The organism is Pseudocitrobacter faecalis (assembly GCF_965231525.1).
Classification (GTDB): Bacteria; Pseudomonadota; Gammaproteobacteria; order Enterobacterales; family Enterobacteriaceae; genus Pseudocitrobacter; species Pseudocitrobacter faecalis.
In genome coordinates this window covers 1,283,663-1,304,205 of sequence record NZ_CBDDNJ010000002.1, presented here as the reverse complement: position 1 = coordinate 1,304,205, position 20,543 = coordinate 1,283,663, and the positions used below count along the sequence as shown (strand labels likewise).

The following is a 20,543-nucleotide window of genomic DNA, read 5'->3' as shown; positions in this document are numbered from 1 at the left end:
TTTCAACAGGCGTAAAAAAACCGGGCGAGCCCGGTTTTTTGTTATGTGGCGTAAGCGTTATGCTTTCGGCTTGTAGTTACGCAGCGCGTTGCGCCCCAATACAACACCGGCACCAATCATCCCGCCCAGCAGCACCGCCAGCACCAGCGTCAGACCACGTTTCGGGCTGTCGCGACGGATTGGCAACGTCGGCTTCATCACGTAGCGATAGACGTGAATGGTTTTCGGGTCGACTTTCAGTTTTTCGATGTCGAGCAGATTTTTCTTCAGCGCGTAATAACCTGCACCAAAGGTCAGGGGGCGGCTGGCTTCGTTGGCAACCATTGCCCCCAGCGCGTCAGTACCTAACAGGAACATGGTTTCCTGGGTTACGTCTTGTGTCTGCTGAAGCTGCGGTTTGGTGACGTTACTTTTCTGCGCGTACTTCAGTGATTCTGTGATCTGCTTAATACGCAGGTCTTTTTGTTCCTGAGCAACGGTTTCCTGGTTTTCCAGGGAATCTTTGATATTAGTCACACGCAGCTTGATCGTATCATTAAGGTCAAGCTCCAGCTCATCAGCGATTTGTTCGTCGATTTTCTGGATGTATTCGGCAACGCCACGCTGAGCGGCTTCCGCAGAATCACTTGCGTAGGTCACCGTCAGTGGCAGTGACTGACCTTTGATTGAAGGCTCAATCGTCAATTTTTCCGGTTTTTCCTGGTTATCCAGTGTTTCCGTCAACGCGATAAACGCGGAATTAAAGCGGCTGATAACCTGATTTTGTACATCAGAAAGTGCAACAGAAGAATCCAGTGTATTCAACGCGTTATGATAAGTAGCAATCTGCGCGGCATCAGGACGCGTAATAGTCGCCGTGGATGTCCATTTTTCTTTAGCGACGAGAAGATAAGTAACCGCAAGGAGAATGGCAACAACCACACACACGATGATTGTCAGCTTGCCACGCCAGAGTTGAAGCAACAAATCGATAAGGTCGATCTGCTCCGACTCACGGTCATAACCATTGCGCCCATTATTGTTATCTTGAATCATATAAACCTTAGTGACATCCAAACAGAAATACCCACGAGGGCACCAGTTTACCTGGAGCAATCCGAATTTCTATAGGATTTTCACCAAAAACAGAGAAACCTGAAAAGAATCAGAAAAAAGGCTGAACGCCCGTCTTCTCAGACATTCAGCTTGTGAAAAATTTTAGTTTAATCGTTGCCAAAAAGATCGCGCGTGTAGATTTTTTCTGCTACGTCCGTTAACTCGTCAGCCATACGGTTAGAAACGATAACATCCGCTTCTTGCTTGAAAGCTTGCAGATCGCGAACGACCCGCGAACTGAAGAACTCATCCTCTTTCATCACCGGTTCGTACACAATCACCGTGATCCCCTTCGCTTTCAGCCGTTTCATGATGCCCTGCACGGAGGAGGCTCGGAAATTATCAGAGCCGCTTTTCATGATCAGGCGATAGATGCCGACAACTTTCGGCTTACGCGCCAGAATCGCATCGGCAATAAAGTCTTTGCGCGTGCGGTTAGCATCGACAATGGCGGAGATGATGTTGTTAGGCACCGATTGATAGTTTGCCAGCAGCTGCTTGGTATCTTTCGGCAGGCAGTAGCCGCCATATCCAAAGGAGGGATTGTTATAGTGATCGCCGATGCGAGGATCCAGGCAAACACCTTCGATGATTTGGCGGGAATTGAGTCCCAGGGTTTCCGCGTAGCTATCCAGCTCATTAAAGTAAGCAACACGCATTGCCAGATAGGTGTTGGCAAAGAGTTTAATCGCCTCTGCTTCTGTCGAATCGGTAAACAGCGTAGGAATGTCTTGCTTAATCGCGCCCTGCTGGAGCATACGAGCAAAACGCTCTGCGCGCTCTGAGCGCTCACCAATCACGATCCGCGAGGGGTGAAGGTTGTCATACAATGCTTTACCTTCACGCAAAAACTCTGGCGAGAAAATAATATTATCAGTGGCATATTTCTTCTTTACCGAATCCGTAAAACCTACCGGCACCGTTGATTTAATGATCATGACGGCTTGCGGATTAATCTCAATAACATCCTGAATAACCGACTCAACGCTGGAGGTATTGAAATAGTTAGTTTTAGGGTCGTAATCCGTTGGCGTCGCGATTATAACGTAGTCAGCATTCTGATAAGCCAGGTATTTATCAGTGGTTGCAGTAAAACGCAGTTCACCAGAGCCCAGATACTGCTGAATTTCTTTGTCGACAATGGGTGAGATGCGCTGGTTAAGCATCTCCACACGTGAGGGAATGATATCCAGCGCCACAACGTCGTGGTGTTGCGCAATCAGCAGGCCGTTTGAGAGGCCGACATAGCCTGTACCAGAGATGGTAACTTTCATTGTACACTCTCAGAATAAACTTAATTATTTATAATGTGATATCACATCAATACGTTTCAAAATTTTTAACTCGTTAACGTATTTACTGCAATAGAATTACAAACAATTCGGACTTTCTTCAGAGAGAATAAATCGTCGATATTAAATTAATATTAAGACAATACGATAAAGCAATAAGAATTGAACGCAAAAAAAAGCCCGGCATCGCCGGGCTTCATTATTTATTTCGGATTAGTCCAACCATTCGGTATGGAATACGCCTTCTTTATCAGTACGTTTATAGGTATGCGCACCGAAGTAGTCACGCTGAGCCTGAATCAGGTTAGCCGGCAGTACCGCGGAACGGTAACTGTCATAGTAGGCAACCGCAGCGCCGAAGGTCGGAACCGGGATACCGTTCTGAACAGCGTAAGCAACCACGTCACGCAGCGCCTGCTGATACTCATCAGCGATATTTTTGAAGTACGGTGCCAGCAGCAGGTTTGCGATACCGGCATTTTCAGCATAGGCATCAGTGATCTTCTGCAGGAACTGGGCGCGAATGATGCAGCCAGCACGGAAGATCTTCGCGATTTCGCCGTAGTTCAGATCCCAGTTGTATTCGTCAGACGCGGCACGCAGCTGAGAGAAGCCCTGCGCGTAAGAAACGATTTTACCGAGATAGAGTGCGCGACGAACTTTCTCAACGAAAGCCGCTTTGTCGCCAGCCAGTTCTGCTTTCGGGCCCGAAAGCACTTTAGACGCTGCAACACGCTGATCTTTCAGAGAGGAGATATAACGCGCGAATACGGATTCGGTGATCAGAGACAGCGGCTCGCCGAGATCCAGAGAGCTCTGGCTGGTCCACTTACCGGTACCTTTGTTGGCAGCTTCATCCAGAATCACATCAACCAGGTAATTACCGTCTTCATCTTTCTTAGTGAAGATATCTTTGGTGATGTCGATCAGGTAGCTGCTCAGTTCGCCTTCGTTCCACTCAGTGAAAATAGTTGCCAGCTCGTCGTTAGACAGGTTCAGGCCACCTTTCAGCAGAGAGTACGCTTCAGCAATCAGCTGCATGTCGCCGTATTCGATGCCATTGTGCACCATTTTCACATAGTGACCCGCGCCATCAGCGCCAATGTAGGTCACGCACGGTTCACCGTCTTCAGCAACCGCAGCGATTTTGGTCAGGATTGGGGCGACCAGCTCATAGGCTTCTTTCTGACCACCAGGCATGATGGATGGGCCTTTCAGAGCGCCCTCTTCACCACCGGAGACACCGGTACCGATGAAGTTGAAACCTTCAGCGGACAGTTCACGGTTACGACGAATGGTGTCCTGGAAGAAGGTGTTACCGCCATCAATGATGATATCGCCCTTATCGAGATACGGTTTCAGGGAATCAATCGCGGCATCGGTGCCCGCACCTGCTTTCACCATCAACAGGATACGACGAGGGGTTTCAAGAGATTCGACGAATTCCTGTACCGTGTAATAAGGAACCAGTTTTTTGCCTGGATTTTCGGCAACAACTTCTTCGGTTTTTTCACGGGAGCGGTTAAAGATGGAGACGGTATAACCACGGCTTTCGATGTTGAGCGCCAGGTTGCGCCCCATCACTGCCATACCGACTACGCCGATCTGTTGCTTGGACATTATGTACTCCTGTCAGGGGTGGTCACCATGCACTTATGCACGGCTTGAATGTGACTTAGATGGTAACTCAGGTTGAGTAAAAGTAGATAGCGGAAGATGCCATACTGTCAGGAGTTCTTATGCCCTGTTAATAAACGATTTTGCTCTGGAAGGATCAAATGGACCCTCTTTGACTTCCATCATCAAGGCTTTAGGAGACAAGCACTCAACGCTGTGAATGTCGCCAGGAGCAAACTCGACAATGCAGGTTTCACTCCCTTGCCCAACTAAAAATCGATTTTTAACTTTCCCATTTGCATCATACAAGCAGACTTCTAATTGGCCTTGCATAACGACAAACATTTCCCACTGATGTGATAGTTCATGCCAATGGGGTTCGACGTAGCTGCCGCGAACAAAAGCAATCAGCAAGCGCTGAACCTTTTCTTGGTGAGAATCATGCAATAAATAATGAGATCGTAAACGTTCAGAGTTTTCTGCACTGTGAAAAAGTTCAGCCAGAATGCTGCTATCGATTAAACGCATTACCCCGCCTCCAGTCTGACTTCGATAGTATGTGCTGCCGATTCAACCGAAAATTGGGAGGTTAATAAATCATTAGCATTCTGTCCAAGCTGCTTTCTTAAAATTGAATTATTAAATAGCAATTGCGCAGATTCTAAAAGTTTATCATCCTCACCGTTAACATGAATGAGTCCTGCCTTGTGGGCATTCACCAGGTCCAGCAAATCATTCCCGGCATTGACACTGCCCAGAATCGGAAGGGACTGAACCATGTATCCCAATAATTTCCCAGGGAAATTATGCGAGGAATGACGAGATGAAAGTGAGAATAATCCAACATCGACTTCGGATAAAATCAGCTTAAACTCATCCTGGTTCACTGAAGGTAAATGAGTGAAATTAGTAAGGTTCCATTCGACAGCGAGTGAGTTAATTAAATCGACTTCATCACCTTGTCCTATAAACAGGAAATGGGCATTTGGATAACGCATCATACCACGTGCCAGGCGCATGAGGTTCGCCATATCCTGCGCATGCCCGATATTTCCGCCATAAAAAAAGATGACTTTATTTACCAAGTGATAGCGCTGACGAAGTGAAAGAGAACTATCACTCAAAGAGACTGGGCTCATCGATGCCCAATTACGCAATACTTCACAAGGATAGCCCTTGTTAGTCTGGGAAAAAATTTCAAGATTTTTTTCAGACATCAACCCAATACGCTCAGCCTGTTGGTAGGACTTTTTTTCGAAATATCTGAAATATCGATCAATTAAGGAACCGGCTTTCAACATACCGGCATCGATAATCCACTGCGGAAACATATCTCTCAGGACCAGATAAGCCGGGCAATGGCAGCGTTCTTTTATCTTTTTAACCAGCCCCCCCCAAAAAATAGAGGGCGAGTAATAAACGATACCATCGAAAGTATCTTGTTCAATCTGATGTTTCAGAGCACGCCACGCGCGAAAAGATAAAAGCGTTTCGTTTATTGCTCGCTGAATTTTTCCGACATCCTTCAGCGGGCCGCTTTTAAAACGCCAAACTTTGACACCTTCAATCACGTCGTTCGAAAAATCGGATTGCAAATTGATATCGGGTGTAATTACCGTAACATCATGGCCTTTTCGCAACAGTTCCCGGCCTAATTCATGAAACATCTTGGCCCCAACGCGGGTGCTATGGGGTAAATAATCATCAATGATTAATACAAGTTTCATTAGTACTGTTTCCAGACGACTCGCTTAACATAATCAGTGTATGAATGGATAATACGTACAACTTTATCTGACACGTTAGGCATACTGTAGTCACTCACCTGACGAAGTAAGCGTTCTTCTCCTCTAGGCTGTGTAGCTATAATCTCCAGCGCTTGTAGAACTCGTTCAGGTTCAAGACCAACCATCATTACCACCCCTTCTTCAAAACCTTCCGGTCGTTCATGTGCTTCACGAATATTGATGGCGGGGAAGTTCATGATTGATGACTCTTCTGTAATTGTCCCACTATCCGACAAAACAGCTCGCGCATGTTTTTGAAGATGGTTGTAATCATGAAAACCTAATGGTTTGAGCAGTAAGATATTCTTATGGAACTGAATGCCGTTCTCGTTGATACGATTTCGGGTACGCGGATGCGTCGAAACAATGACCGGCATATCGTATTTTTCAGCTACGGTATTGAGAATGTTTGCCAGTTTTGTCAGTTGCTTAGGCGTATCGACATTTTCTTCCCTGTGAGCACTAACAACAAAGAAGTTGCCACTGGTTAAATTCAGGCGAGAAAGGATATCAGAACTATCGATCTGCGGCATGTAATGAGTGAGAACCTCAAACATCGGACTACCTGTTTTAATAATTCGATCGGCTGGGATCCCTTCCGCAAGAAGATACTCACGAGCAATATCACTGTAAGTCATGTTGATATCAGCCGTGTGATCGACTATTTTCCTGTTCGTCTCTTCTGGCACTCGCTGGTCAAAACAACGGTTACCCGCTTCCATATGGAAGATCGGTATTTTGCGGCGCTTCGCCGGTATTGCCGATATACAGGAATTAGTGTCACCAAGCACTAACATCGCTTCTGGTTGTTCTGTCTCAAGAACCCCATCAACTTTAATAATGACTTGCCCGATGGTCTCTGCTGCATTTTTCCCTGCGGCATTGAGAAAATAGTCAGGCTTGCGAACCCCCAAATCCTGGAAAAAGACTTCGTTCAGTTCATAATCGTAGTTTTGTCCGGTATGGACGATAAGATGATCACAATATTCGTCCAATTTCGCAAGAACACGGGAGAGTCTAATTATTTCAGGGCGAGTTCCAACGACTGACATGACTTTCAATTTTTTCACGATAAAACTCTCGCTATAGTATCTGGTTCTGAACGATTAAATATTTCGTTTGCCCAAAGCATTACAACAAGCTCATCTGAGCCATTATTAGTAATGTCATGTGTCCATCCGGGGACTGTTTCTACAATTTTAAACTCATCAGATGAAACGTTAATTTCATATCGCTCGCCTGTGATAATATGTTCAAATTTGAAACAAGCACTGCCGCGAATAACGATAAATTTTTCATTTTTAGAATGGTGATAATGACCGCCGCGTGTAATTCCTGGATGTGCCGTAAAGAATGAAAACTGCCCAGCAGCTTTCGTTTTGAGCACTTCGCAGAATACACCTCTGTCATCGCTGTAAGAAGGAACCGTATAGGCAAATTGCTCTGGTGACAAATAGCTCAACCATGTTGAATACAATGCTCGGGTAAACCCTTCGCCCACATCTTCAGTAATCAATGTTTGGCGGCTTTCTTTGAATCGATGAATAAGCTGAGCGACGTCACCTACCGTGACAGAATAAATCGGACCAAATGTTCTGTAGCCTGCGTCAACGTTACCAGATAGTAGTTTTAATGCATCAGTACAAAAATCATCGATATATACCAGATTTACAACTGCCGACGGGTCATTAATTGTAATATCTTCATCGTTCGCAATACGATGACAAAATGTTGCCACAAAAGAGTTATAATTTGGACGGCACCATTTACCAAATACATTTGGTAAGCGATAGATATGATAAGGTGCTTGGGTTGTTATGCCATACTGTTGAATAATTTTTTCTGCAGATGCCTTACTCTTCCCATACGCATTATTAGATTCTGCTTGTATCGATGAACTTAGCATGACAGGAATAGCTTTGTTATTTTCCTGGAGAATATCAATAATATATTTCGTAAGGTTACTATTCCCTTCTTCAAACTCACTTTCATTCTCAGGCCGATTGATACCGGCAAGATGAAAAATGAAGTCTGCTTGCTTCAGACCATGCTCCAAGTCTTCTGTTGAAGTGTTGCGATCGATCTTAATCAATTCGTTATATCCTGCTTCCTGGAGACGAAAGCATAGATTTCGACCGATAAAACCTTCAGCCCCTGTGACAAGTATTTTCATATTATGAATCCAACTCATACTCTTTACCTTCACACAGCGCACGAATAAAAGGTAATTTAAGAAGTAAGGTTTTCATCCCTTCGACATCTAATCGCACAGTATTGTGAGAATTATAATCCTCAACCTCAGAAATTCGACGATCACCGTGCTCAACATATTTTCCATAGTTAAGATCACGGAGATCTGGCGGTACACAGTAGTAGTCACCCATGTCAACTGCAGCAATCATTTCTTCACGACTAAGCAAAGCTTCATAAAGTTTCTCGCCATGGCGCGTACCGATTACGTTCACTGGATGTTCGCTTACATCAAGCAGTTCCTTAAGAGCGATAGCGAGTGTTTCGATGGTTGCAGCCGGTGCCTTTTGAACAAAAATATCGCCGTTGTTACCATGCTCAAATGCATATAGAACCAAATCGACAGCATCTTCAAGAGTCATCATGAAACGGGTCATATTAGGATCCGTTACTGTCATTGGCTTACCAGCTTTAATAAGATCAACAAATAATGGAATAACTGAACCACGAGACGCCATTACGTTGCCATAACGTGTACCACAAATGACTGTTTTTGAACCATCGACATTGCGCGATTTAGCGACCATTACTTTTTCCATCATTGCCTTGGAAATACCCATAGCATTGATAGGATAGACAGCTTTATCGGTACTCAAACAAACAACCCGTTTTACTCCATTAGAAATTGCGGCCTCAAGAACATTCTCAGTACCTAAAACGTTCGTTTTAACCGCTTCCATCGGATGGAATTCGCAAGAAGGTACTTGTTTTAATGCTGCAGCATGATAAATGAAATCGACACCTCGAGAAGCATTGAGTACGCTGAAATAATCACGTACATCACCAATATAGAATTTTAACTTAGCGTTATTATATTTTTTCCGCATGTCATCTTGTTTTTTTTCATCTCGCGAAAAAATTCTTATTTCTTTTATATCAGTTTCTAAAAAACGATTTAATACAGCATTTCCAAATGAACCAGTACCACCGGTTATTAATAAAACCTTATCAGTAAACATTTCGACCCCTACAACTTAATTATTTTTACAAACACTTTCAATAAATAAATTAAAAGTATCCCAATCATCTTTATAACTAAACTTAGCTCTTACTTTGCTTCTCTGCTCAATAGATTTCTTTATTGCATCAACCCACATAGAAACATCGTCAGGATCTGCAAAGTAAACGTGATCATAATCTTCAATAGCTTCCTTAGCATAGGGCAAAGAAGGCGCAATTATGTAAAGTCCTTTACATGCAGCCTCGACCAATGGTAGCCCGAATGATTCGATCTTGCTTGCAAAGATAAGTGAATATGAAGAGTTATAAATGTCATTTAATTCTTTTGCACTCTTAGAACCAATAAATAAAATATGCTTAGATAAACCTAAACAATCGACTTTTGATTTCAGCCGTGAATCTTTACCTACTGTAAATAGAATTACAATATTATTTCTTTTTAAGTACTCAGATCCTAAATGATGAATTGCATCTATGACGACATCATGATTTTTATACTTATAATCAGCCGCGGGATAAATAAACTTCATTTCATTTAGATTACAAGGGTCATCGCTAATTTCTTGAAAAATATCTAAAACACCTGGTTTAAAGACTAAAATATTTTCTCTGTTATATGTTATTTTTTTAGATAATGCATCAGCAATCCAATTAGCTTGGACAATGAAATAATTCGCACTTTCCTTATAAAGTTTTATGAAATAAGCGTAAAACTTACTATATAACCAGTATTTTAATTCTGACTTATCAAAAATATTCCAATTATGCTCATAAAAAGGTAATGATTGATGCATATAAACAATTTGTTTTATTTTATCTAACCGACAAGGAATATTTTGAAAATTGATACAGACTTCGACGCTTAGTTTTAAACGTCGAATTAGTAGTGAATAACCATAAAAATCATAGTAAATTCTACGAGACCATTTGCTAGTATCTATGTAATAGCACTCAAAACCTTCAACTATCTGGCTTAATTTTAGCGTATCAGATACAAAAAGCACATACGATTTTTTTTTATCTAACGGTATGGAATTAAGAAATTGAGTCAGAATTGTGAGAGCACCACCCTCAAGGGCAGCAGAAACAATAACAAGTTTTTTCTTCATGGTTATTCATCAATGATAATTTTATCTCGTTCCAACCAATGTGCAATTACTTCTCGTTCACGCTTCAAATCGTGAGAATGATCTGGATTAAAGTAATTTACAAGTGAATTGGAATATCTAAACTGTTTAATAAAGTAGTCATTTTGTGAAAACTTCAATATGTTACTTAATGAATAACAAATGATAACCACTATCATTAACTGACTATATACTTTATTTTTTGCATAAATAATTATAAAGGATAGTATTAATATAAAATAAGGATTTAGATACTCATCTAATCTTAATCTAATAGAACCATATTTACCTAAAAATATATCAACTACTAACATCAGATAGAATAAGGAAACAATAGTATTAAATACATTATTCGATATTTTAACCTTTGAGTTCTGAATGATGCTTTTTCTATTTATATATAGAAAAGCAAGTATAATTAATTTAAAGACAAGATTCAGTGTCAATATACTACTAACATTGCTACCCAACGTGTAAATTTTAATCTTATATATATATGGATTAGAGATGTATGAAGATACTATGTTTATCAACACATCGATTGGATAAACACTTAAAGCTGCGAGAATTGCGCCAATAAAAATAGTGGGCAGAGCCATATTGCGAAATATTTTATTATCGATTAAGGGTATCAACAATAAAAATAATGCAGAAACATGCATAAATGATGCACAAATAACAAAAATCAAAGACTTTATTTTCTTATCATTCATATAATAAATCGCTGCCCACAAAGTAATTGCGACAGCTATAATTTGCCTTAGAGCTTCAATATTAAAAGCAAAACTAAGAATGAAATAAAATGTAAGACAGAAAACGTACGTCGGACTAAACTCTTTATAAAAACGAATGAATGTGTATAAAGAGAATAAAGTTATAAAAAATACCCAAGCCCAAAACCCTATTCCCATAAAAGAGAATAAATTGTTTAATAAAACATATCCATATTCAAATGGAACGTAAACAACCCTTCCTACGAATAAATCTTCATATACAGCCCAATCGACACCGAGTTTGTACCGGAAGCCTATAAATATAATAATATTAATAGACGCAATAAATAATAATAACCTTTGCGGCCTAACCTTTACTACATCCAGAAATCCGCATATGATATTAATAGTAAAATAGATGATCCACGACATTAAGCCACCAAATCTTTATATGTTTTATTCCAAATGATATAAAAACACATCAAAGAAACGCACATAACTTTAATTATAAGAGCTTTGTACCATTCTAAATCATCTAATATCAGTGATAATGAATAAGCAATAAGCATCCCAGCAAAAAACAAGAATAGTATTTTAATATTTATTAATGACGAATCAAAAAGGCTAATTATATATTTTGCAGAGATGAAGTGACAAATACATAAGAAAAGGTAAGCTATCACGGTAGCAATAGCCGAACCCATAATTCCATATAAAGGTATGAGTACATAGTTTGCAGCGATATTCACTGCTAACGCTATGAACGTTGTCGCTGAAATTAAAAGAGTTTTCTTTTCAAAGAAAACAAAATTCACGTACATCAAGTAAATATGTATTAATGCATTCCCCATGATTATTAGCGGAACAATATATATACCTGAATAGTATTCCTCACTGGACATGATGAGAACCATTTCTTTTGAGAAAAGAATACATGAAGATGTAATAATGAAGAATATCAGAGTGCTTGCTTGTTGAATTTTTTTGATTGATTCTGAATCCCTATCGTTTATCAACTGGTACAGCTTTGGCTGCCATGACGAATTCCAAGCCATTATCAATACAATTACACACATTCCTAAATTGTAAGAAAATGAATAAATACCTGCACTTCCGCTACCAAGAGTATTATTAATGATTATTCTATCAACTTGTGAAAGAAGTGAATTTGATAGCACATGAATTATTAAAGGCACAGAAAATAATAATGCAGATTTAAGCTCATCCATATTAAATCTTAGTACCATAAACCTTCTAAGCTTATAAAAGCTGTAAATCAATAACGGTACAGTGATTATCAATTGGGCATAGATCTTTGACAAATACTGATCACTAGATAAATAAAGTGCAAAGATAAAAATTAACGCTAACTCACCAATTTTATTAATAACATTAATCTTTGCATACTCCGCTCCCTTTTCAGCCCCCTGTAAATAACTAGTATAAATAAATATATATGACAGCATAATGCAAATAATCAGAACGAAGTTAAAATCGGCTGGTGAGAATCCAAGAAGTTCACTGAGCGGTGCTGCATAAATGGGAGTAAGCAATAATAGCAATATGTGAAATGGAATCAAAAATATGACGCAGGTACTTAAGTAGATAGAAAAGCCATTTTTGTCTTTCATGTAGCGATTTAATATCGCACTTTGTAAGTTAAGGCTTGTCAATACATATAAAATAAGAATTGCTGTATTCAGAATTGATAATTTGCCATACTGCTCTGGAGACATAACCCTAGTAAGCAAGGGCAGTGAAATAAAAAGAATCCCTTTCACAAACAAATCGCCGAGTGCGTAATTAAAAAAGTTTTTAATGTTTTTCAATTTATATCTCCCCCTTCGTTAGTTTAAAATAGGGGGTTATTTTTTCGTAGAGCAACGCCTGCACATCAATCTGATTAACACTATGTTTATAAAAAACATAGTTCTGTTCTATTTTTTCTAATGCCGTCAATAATGATTTCTTATCATCATATTTAAAAATGACACCAGTGCTTTTATTGGTAACAAGTTCATTTTTCGAGCCCACCATATCACTAACCACAACAGGCAGCCCTGAGCAAAGAGCCTCTTCAACAACAAGCCCCCAAGGTTCAGACTTTGATGGCAAGATGAAGACCTGGTGTTCTTCATAAATTTTTTTTAATTCATCGTTATTCTTTTCACCTAAAAAAACAATATCCTTATGATATTTTTCCATCAATTCTTCTTCTTGCGGCCCATATCCGACAATTGTTAGACGTCGAGCACTTGATGAGAAAACCTCACATAAAAGCTTGAGATTTTTTTCTTCTGAAATGCGACCGACATATAAATAGTTGAGTGAACTATTTATTTCTTTACTTTGATGTTTTGATTTTTTATAAAAGCTCTCGTTAAGAACACCGACTCCATTTGTATAAACAAGTTGTCCTTTGAATCCCATCAGTCTGAAAATTTCGGCCTGTAAATCTCCGGATGGAAGACCCGTAGACATTCTTTTTAAAAATATCTTTTTTACCCACCACACTATTCCCGTTTTTTTAGTCTCCAAAATGGAGCTTTCAACGGCAACACAGTTACTTTTTTTAGATGTAAGTAATGAAAGGAAAAATAATTCCTTAACTTCCCACCCTGGGTAAACTATTTTTCTATAGTTACATCCATTTAGAATGGTAGATATTTTCATTAAACAACGTAGCTTTGACCTTGTTTCGTAGCTTGAATCACTTATGAACACGTGTTCAAAATGCATATTCCCCTTATAAAAATCTCCTTTCCTAATTTCAGATGTTGTAGAAATAAAGATAACCTTTATTTTCAATTTCTCTGCCAATATATTATACAAGTTGATTTTATAAAAAGACGGTATATTTGTAATAAAAACAATATCATAGCACATTTGCTTACCGCCCATTTATAAAAATATCGAATACTCGTTTGCTATTGAAGCCATCTTTATATGTATTTAATGCATCATTAACTTGCGTACGATTTAATATATGTGAATCCTTTAGCTCTATTAATACAGTATTCAAAAAATCTATAAGCTCACATTGCAAAGATAATTTTTCGCCAGGCATCCAAAAACTTATGGGCTCTAATGTAAATCCACCACGACTATTTATATAACTTTCACAATCAGGAATAAGAAACCCAATGGGTTTATTGAGAATTAAATAGTCAAAATATATTGACGAATAATCGGTTATTAGGCAATCCGATATTGCAAGCAAGTGGTTAATATCATACCCATGCGAGTTAAATCCTTCACTTTTTATTATTTTTATATTATCTGGAAATTCAATACCATTTAGAGCATTTTCTTCGAATGGATGTAGCTTGACCAATAATAATACGTCATTTAATTTCAGAAACTCTTGAAGCTTACCTAAGTCAAAATCCTGAACACGAAGAAAATTTGCATTTTCGATCTTGGCGCCATCCGTTTTATCATGAACATATGAGTTCTGTCTAAATGTTGGTGCAAACAAAACAATCTTTTTATATTCTCTCTCGCTTAAAAAATCAAAATCTTTTTTATCAAAAAGAAAATCATTACGTGGCTGTCCTGTTACAATAACATTATCAACTCGCTCATTAAACGCAGAGGCGATTATAGAACGCATTATCTCTGATGTTGCGATTCTCTTTGCCGAAAATGATTCCATCAACATAACTTCTTTATCTGCTAGGTAACAGACTTTTTTTAGTGGCATCCCATGCCATAGACTTAAATATACTTGATTAAATGCTTTAACGCCTATCATCTCGTTATGCGTTGTAACTATATATTTGCTAGTAAAAACATACCAATACCCGAGAAACGTTCCTTTCTTTACCCAATTAATTCTCCCTTCATCGCTTTTATATTTAGAATATAACCAAACAACTTCATATTCTGGATGTTCTTTTAATATATAATCACTTAAAGCCTTACAATTACCAGCATAATCGGGGACACTCTTAAACAAAACCCTATTGTTTTTTTTAGGAATCAACCCGTTCAGCACAGATAATATTAGTTTTGATAGTTTTATTATTTTTTTGTTCATTTCAGAGCTTTAACAACCTCAATAATTTCAGTTGTTGATACTGAAGGGGTTCTTGGCAAATAAATCACCTCACAGACATCACTAACCCAATCAAACCTCCCCAGCCAATCATCTCCCATTACCAATACATCAGCATTATTTTGCGTTATATATTCTTTTTTTAACTCAAGTGAGTTTTCAATAAATACTTCATTCACGAAACGTAATGAACTGATAATTTTGCATCTTTCACCTTGAGAATATATTGGATAACGGCCTTTCTTACTAAAATTCAAATTATCCGAGCTGACGCCAACGATCAAATAATCGCCTAAGGAAGCTGCACGCTCGAGTATATTTACATGACCAACATGAAAGACGTCGAATGTACCAAAAGTAATAATTCTCTTCATAGTTATCTCACTAAAGGTATGCTACCGCCCCTGGCTCAACAGCTACCAGTGCACTGCACAAAATTCAGTATGTCGTGGACCAGCTCCCCACAAACCTTCACGTTTGCATCGAATCTCGCCCACCAATTTAGCCCACTATTTTGGGCGCAATCCCTGTGTAAGACAAGGAGAAATCCGGCATTTTTTATCAAAAAACACCGCGCAATCACTAATTTTAGTTGTTGTTTTTAAAAGCAAAAACGGCAGCTGCTGTGAAATGAGAGTTCCTCAACCACAATCATCTGCCGTTCTGTTACTCACCAACATTCCGTGTTGTTGCGTAGTGTCTTATTCTGAAAGCAACTTCTCAATCCCTTTCCGGAACTTCGCCCCTTCTTTCAGGTTGCGCAGCCCGTACTGAACAAAAGCCTGCATGTAACCCATTTTCTTGCCGCAGTCGTAGCTGTCGCCGCTCATCAGCATCGCGTCAACGGACTGTTTCTTCGCCAGCTCGGCAATAGCATCCGTCAGTTGAATACGGCCCCAGGCACCCGGCGCGGTTTTTTCCAGTTCTGCCCAGATGTCAGCGGAAAGCACATAGCGCCCTACGGCCATCAGGTCGGAATCCAGCGTTTGCGGTTGGTCTGGTTTTTCGATGAACTCGACGATACGGCTCACTTTACCTTCTACGGTTAGCGGCTCTTTGGTCTGAATAACAGAGTACTCAGAAAGATCGCCCGGCATACGTTTCGCCAGCACCTGGCTGCGGCCTGTTTCGTTGAAACGCGCCACCATGGCAGCAAGGTTATAACGCAATGGGTCGGCAGTCGCACCATCAAGAATGATATCCGGCAGAACAACCACGAACGGGTTATCGCCAACGATCGGACGCGCGCACAGAATGGAGTGGCCCAGGCCCAGCGGCTGTGCCTGGCGGACGTTCATAATGGTTACGCCCGGCGGGCAAATGGACTGAACTTCTGCCAGTAGCTGACGCTTTACGCGCTGCTCAAGCAGAGCTTCCAGTTCGTAGGAGGTGTCGAAGTGGTTTTCCACGGCGTTTTTAGAAGCGTGGGTGACCAGGACGATTTCTTTGATCCCTGCAGCAACAACTTCGTCGACGATGTATTGGATCATCGGCTTGTCAACGATTGGTAGCATCTCTTTAGGAATGGCCTTGGTGGCAGGGAGCATATGCATGCCCAGCCCGGCTACCGGAATGACTGCTTTCAAATTAACCATTTTCGTGTCCACCTATATACGGTTGATGAATTATAGCTATTAACGATGTTTGATCCACTATGTTTTCTCATAGTATCGGGTAAAGACCACTAAATCTCTGGATACAATCCGAGAATGCGTCTGAAGAGGTGGGTTCGGCTAAAAATTCAGCGTTTGGGTAGGGTAAAATTCAGCGCATCGACATTGACAACATACTGATCAATAAGGTCAATGTCCGCAGACTGCTGGCCATTTTCATTGATTGCTTGAATATTTGACATTGAGAGTAGCGTCTCGTGTTTGGCCATAAATTTTCCGCGAACATCCTTGCGTAAGTCGAAGTGAAGTTGTAACGCGGGCCCGCGCACTTTGGGTTGCATCACTTTGATATTACGCATAAAAATGTGTTGTGGTTTATTGTGAATCTCCAGGGATGCGTGGTTCAGGTCGAGGTTAGTCAGCGCCACAAACGACGGCGCATTGCCCGATGAAATCTGTATTCCCCGCAGTTTCAGCGTTAATTGGCGATTATCCATCCGCACATTATTCACCCTGAAATTCTGCGGTATCGACAGATATTTCCCTTTGATAACACCATAGCCAATTAGCATACCCGCACTATTAACCATACCCACACCATCGATAACGAAATTATCACAGCCATATATTGCTACCGTAGCGTTATCAATTCCGGCTTTCTTACTGTATTCCGGGGTGATATTTCGTGCCTTAATATTACGAATAATAAAGTGTTTACCGTTTTCGACGTGAACCAACTGTCGACAGTGGCTGCCGGTGATATTGGCGACGACAAAGTTTTTCACCGCCTGGTGCTCCGGGTAGTCGTTATCGTAGGTGCTGCCCGCAAGCCCAATGCCGATGCCCCAGTTGGTCTTGCCATTGGTGCAATCGATATGGTCAATCACATGGTCAGAGATAAGGATATTCTTGTCGTTAATCGCGACGTTCCATTCAATGGCATCACCCTGCAGGTGGCTAAATTTGCTGTGGGTGATTTTTACGCCGTCGAGTTGATTATGGAATCCCTGGCGTAAAATGCCGTAGTTAGCCTGGTTAACATTGATGCGTGTGATAGTGAGATTGCGCATCGTCCTTTTTTGTTTGCCGCCGATGTAAATTTGCGCCACCGGGCCGAAACCACTCATCTCCAGCCCTTCGATGGTGCAGTCAGATCCGCGAACGTCGAGGGTAATATTATTGAGGCTCCCCTCCCCCACCACTTTACACTCATCCTGCAACGCAAAACGCCCACGACCATTGCCTTTCAGGCTACCGTTAACCTGCAACGTTTTACCCGGCGGCATGATGATACCGGTGTTGATATTGTCGCAAACCACGCCCTTAGGAACGTCGATAATATCGGCGTCGTCAAACGCCTGACGAAATGCGCGGATCCAGTCATTACCGACCAGATAGTTGCGGATATCGACTGCATCATTACGCCCCAGCGCGCGCGCAGCGGGGGTGTGTAGCAGAGGAATGGCGGCAAGCGTAGCGCCTGCCGACAGGAAGCGTCGTCGGGAGAATTTTTTATCCATGCAACCTCAATAGCAAAGGGTTTGCAGCAGGCTCGCAAGCTGGCGGTTAATCACCTGCTGATTGAACTCGGTTTCAACTTTTTGGCGGGCGCGTTGCAGCACCGGGCGCAGCGTCGGCTCATCAAGATGGCGCAGTTCGCTGAGTTTGTTTGCCAGTGCGGGGGCGTCGTTTTCCGCCACCAGCCAGCCGGACGCATTAGCGTCTATCAGTTCCGGAATACCGCTGTGCTCGGTGGAGAGCACCGGAATACCTACCGCCATCGCTTCCATCAGCGCGACGGGAATGCCTTCCATATCGCCATCCGCGCCGGTAATCGACGGCAGCAGAAAGACATCCGCCTCATCGAGCATTGCTTTTACCTCGTGGCTGGGCTTAAAGCCCGGCATCTCCACGTACCCTTCCAGTTGATACTGTTCGATAAGCGTGCGCAGGCGGCGTTCCCACGGGCCGATGCCGAGAATGCGATAGTGAAACGCCACACCGCGCTCTTTCAACTGACGGCACGCTTCAATCGCTACATGCAGCCCTTTTTTCTCGGTCAGGCGGGCGACGGAGATAATTTGCAATGTCTCACCTGGCGCTTTGGTCGGACGCAGGGCAAAACGATCCATATTGACACCCATCCGCGAGACAGCGATTTTTGCACTCGGGCAGCCCATTCCCTGCAAGCGTTTCGCCCATAAGTCACTGATCGGCAACATCAGATCGCCCCGCCGAAAAAGCTGTTGATACTCCGGCGTATAGTGATTCAGTACATCGCGGCTGGAGATGTCAATGCCGTGAAAAACGGTGGCGATTTTGCCGCGTATCACACCCAGTTCGCGCAGTTTCGCCGCCGTGACGCCCGCCGGGCCGAAGTGAGCGATAAACACATCGGCGCGGAACGGTTGAGGGTTATTGCCACAAATGGCCGAGAGGATCAGGTTGCGCGCTTCGTGACCGTAACGCTTCATGTTCAGCGCCTGCCAGGTCGCCGGGCGATGCAATCCGCGCAGTGTACTCATCGCACGGTGGCGAAACTTCGCCCCCGTACTCGTGGGTTCATCCTGCAGCCAGCGGGTTTTCGCGGCCAGGTTATATTGGGTGTACGCCGCGTGAGTGTTGGTCATATCGCCCTTTTGCAGAGCGATAATTTCGACCTCGTGGCCCATTTCGATAAAGGCCACAATCTGATTGAGCACAAAGGTTTCAGACGACAGCGGGAATTTCAGCAAGAAGAAAGCAACCTTCATTTCCCCTCCCCGATGCGCGTTAATACCGATTCGACCATCGCCAGCCCCGCCGCACGCTCACGTGCCACCGCTTCGTTCAGGCGCGGTACCAGTGTCGGAAGCTGGCTTAATGTGTCCGCCGCCATCGCTTCCAGGTCGCCGTTCAGCAGATGGCGAATATCCACCGCCATTTCCGGCATACCCAGCTGCTGCATAATGCCCGCTGATTTGTGTTCGTAGTTAATCGCAATCGCCGGTGTTCCGAAGTTCATGGAGATAATCGCTGAATGCAGACGTGTACCGACCGTCAGGTCACAGGCGCCCAGCAGTTTGCCCATTTCGAGATCGTTAAGCTCATCCATCACCACGTGGTAGCGCGATGGGTTCTGAATATGTTTACGCAGGTTAAGCGCCACCATGCGATCATCTTTGTTATAGCTGTCGATGCCCGTACAGGTAGAGAGCGCCATCACCTGCCAGCCGCTGGCGATAATGCGGTTGACCACGCCTGCAAACGCTTTTTCGTAGGCTTCCTGCGTGGTGCCGAGGCGCTTATCAAACGGCGCCAGTTCACGCAGGGTAATGGCGACGGTTTTCTGCTGCTGCGCGACATTCAGCCAGTGCTGTACGGCGTAACTCGCGTCAAAGCTGTCATTGTGATGATCCACCAGCCAGGCGGTATCAACGCCCTTCTCCACTTTCGAGGTGTCAATATCGCTGCGTTTCATCAAATCAAGGCTGACCGACTCGCGCAGGAACAGGGCGTCGCAATGTCCGAAGACATAGTTTGCCATCTGGTTAAACGCCGGTGCCTGGAACGGCCCGACACTATGGCCGACCATATAAATCGGTTTTTTCGCCATAAAGGTACACAGCGCGTGCTCAAACTGCGTCACACCATACAGGTCGACGAAGAACGAGCCGCCCACCTGGATAATCGCGTCATAACCGGACAATAGACGCACAAAATCGGTAAAGCCCTGGGCAATGGCGATATTGCGTAGCTTGCCGCTGTCGGTCACGCGCGAGAGCAGCACCTGGTGCTGATAGCGACGGCGCAGCACTTTTTTTACTCGCCCGACCATGCCCGGCGCGTTGTTATGCGCTTTCATCTGCAAATAGAGCGGATCGCCCATCACCGGGCGATTGAGCAGCCAGGAGGAACTCACCGGATAACGGCTCATCACATCCACTTCAGCCTCAGGCGAGAGCGTGTTGATGGCATCTAAAAGCCCGCGCAGAATGGCGCTGTCGCCACGGTTGCCGCAGGTGTGGTTGCCAAGAATCAATAATTTCATAA

The 20,543-nt window shown here is 42.7% G+C and carries 18 protein-coding genes; all 18 read right to left on the bottom strand.

Annotated features, from left to right (window positions below):
* Window positions 1-57: 57 nt before the first annotated feature.
* Window positions 58-1,035 carry an LPS O-antigen chain length determinant protein WzzB gene (wzzB, locus tag ACOXYR_RS06690; RefSeq protein ID WP_350436564.1) on the bottom strand — a complete coding sequence of 326 codons (978 nt, stop codon included), beginning with the start codon at window positions 1,033-1,035 and terminating at the stop codon, window positions 58-60.
* A 167-nt stretch (window positions 1,036-1,202) separates the two neighbouring features.
* Window positions 1,203-2,369: a UDP-glucose 6-dehydrogenase gene (gene ugd, locus ACOXYR_RS06685; RefSeq protein WP_113857210.1), complete on the bottom strand. Its 1,167-nt coding sequence runs from the start codon at window positions 2,367-2,369 to the stop codon at window positions 1,203-1,205.
* 231 nt (window positions 2,370-2,600) lie between these two features.
* Window positions 2,601-4,007: an NADP-dependent phosphogluconate dehydrogenase gene (gndA, locus tag ACOXYR_RS06680; protein ID WP_108473768.1), complete on the bottom strand. Its 1,407-nt coding sequence runs from the start codon at window positions 4,005-4,007 to the stop codon at window positions 2,601-2,603.
* A 117-nt stretch (window positions 4,008-4,124) separates the two neighbouring features.
* Window positions 4,125-4,532, bottom strand: coding sequence for a WbuC family cupin fold metalloprotein (locus ACOXYR_RS06675; RefSeq protein WP_421356320.1), 408 nt, complete (start codon window positions 4,530-4,532; stop codon window positions 4,125-4,127).
* Complete coding sequence (locus ACOXYR_RS06670) at window positions 4,532-5,731, bottom strand: glycosyltransferase family 4 protein (protein WP_350436560.1); 1,200 nt, start codon at window positions 5,729-5,731, stop codon at window positions 4,532-4,534. The genes ACOXYR_RS06675 and ACOXYR_RS06670 overlap by 1 nt, the downstream gene beginning before the upstream one ends.
* A complete protein-coding gene (wecB, locus tag ACOXYR_RS06665) occupies window positions 5,731-6,861 on the bottom strand; it encodes a non-hydrolyzing UDP-N-acetylglucosamine 2-epimerase (RefSeq protein ID WP_350436559.1) in 1,131 nt (376 codons plus the stop codon). The genes ACOXYR_RS06670 and wecB overlap by 1 nt, the downstream gene beginning before the upstream one ends.
* Window positions 6,858-7,964: a UDP-2-acetamido-2,6-beta-L-arabino-hexul-4-ose reductase gene (gene wbjC, locus ACOXYR_RS06660; RefSeq protein WP_350436576.1), complete on the bottom strand. Its 1,107-nt coding sequence runs from the start codon at window positions 7,962-7,964 to the stop codon at window positions 6,858-6,860. The genes wecB and wbjC overlap by 4 nt, the downstream gene beginning before the upstream one ends.
* Window position 7,965: 1 nt before the next feature.
* A complete protein-coding gene (gene fnlA / locus ACOXYR_RS06655) occupies window positions 7,966-9,000 on the bottom strand; it encodes a UDP-N-acetylglucosamine 4,6-dehydratase/5-epimerase (protein WP_350436558.1) in 1,035 nt (344 codons plus the stop codon).
* A 15-nt stretch (window positions 9,001-9,015) separates the two neighbouring features.
* A complete protein-coding gene (locus ACOXYR_RS06650; protein WP_421356319.1) occupies window positions 9,016-10,110 on the bottom strand; it encodes a glycosyltransferase in 1,095 nt (364 codons plus the stop codon).
* A gap of 2 nt (window positions 10,111-10,112) precedes the next feature.
* Window positions 10,113-11,273, bottom strand: a complete 1,161-nt coding sequence (locus ACOXYR_RS06645; protein ID WP_421356318.1) for an EpsG family protein — start codon at window positions 11,271-11,273, stop codon at window positions 10,113-10,115.
* Window positions 11,273-12,670, bottom strand: a complete 1,398-nt coding sequence (locus ACOXYR_RS06640; RefSeq protein ID WP_421356317.1) for an oligosaccharide flippase family protein — start codon at window positions 12,668-12,670, stop codon at window positions 11,273-11,275. Before ACOXYR_RS06640 ends, ACOXYR_RS06645 begins: the two co-directional genes overlap by 1 nt.
* Before the next feature lies 1 nt (window position 12,671).
* Window positions 12,672-13,727: a glycosyltransferase family 4 protein gene (locus ACOXYR_RS06635; RefSeq protein WP_421356316.1), complete on the bottom strand. Its 1,056-nt coding sequence runs from the start codon at window positions 13,725-13,727 to the stop codon at window positions 12,672-12,674.
* 4 nt (window positions 13,728-13,731) lie between these two features.
* The gene (locus ACOXYR_RS06630; RefSeq protein ID WP_421356315.1) at window positions 13,732-14,880 is read right to left on the bottom strand and encodes a CDP-glycerol glycerophosphotransferase family protein; all 1,149 of its coding nucleotides are present in this window, start codon (window positions 14,878-14,880) and stop codon (window positions 13,732-13,734) included.
* A complete protein-coding gene (locus ACOXYR_RS06625; RefSeq protein WP_350435612.1) occupies window positions 14,877-15,272 on the bottom strand; it encodes an FAD synthase family protein in 396 nt (131 codons plus the stop codon). The genes ACOXYR_RS06630 and ACOXYR_RS06625 overlap by 4 nt, the downstream gene beginning before the upstream one ends.
* A gap of 327 nt (window positions 15,273-15,599) precedes the next feature.
* Window positions 15,600-16,493: a GalU regulator GalF gene (galF, locus tag ACOXYR_RS06620; RefSeq protein WP_108473758.1), complete on the bottom strand. Its 894-nt coding sequence runs from the start codon at window positions 16,491-16,493 to the stop codon at window positions 15,600-15,602.
* A 146-nt stretch (window positions 16,494-16,639) separates the two neighbouring features.
* The gene (gene wcaM, locus ACOXYR_RS06615; protein WP_421356314.1) at window positions 16,640-18,031 is read right to left on the bottom strand and encodes a colanic acid biosynthesis protein WcaM; all 1,392 of its coding nucleotides are present in this window, start codon (window positions 18,029-18,031) and stop codon (window positions 16,640-16,642) included.
* 6 nt (window positions 18,032-18,037) lie between these two features.
* Entirely contained in the window at window positions 18,038-19,264 is a 1,227-nt protein-coding gene (gene wcaL, locus ACOXYR_RS06610) for a colanic acid biosynthesis glycosyltransferase WcaL (protein WP_407731300.1), read from the bottom strand.
* Window positions 19,261-20,541, bottom strand: a complete 1,281-nt coding sequence (gene wcaK / locus ACOXYR_RS06605; RefSeq protein ID WP_421356313.1) for a colanic acid biosynthesis pyruvyl transferase WcaK — start codon at window positions 20,539-20,541, stop codon at window positions 19,261-19,263. The genes wcaL and wcaK overlap by 4 nt, the downstream gene beginning before the upstream one ends.
* Between the last annotated feature and the right edge of the window lie 2 nt (window positions 20,542-20,543).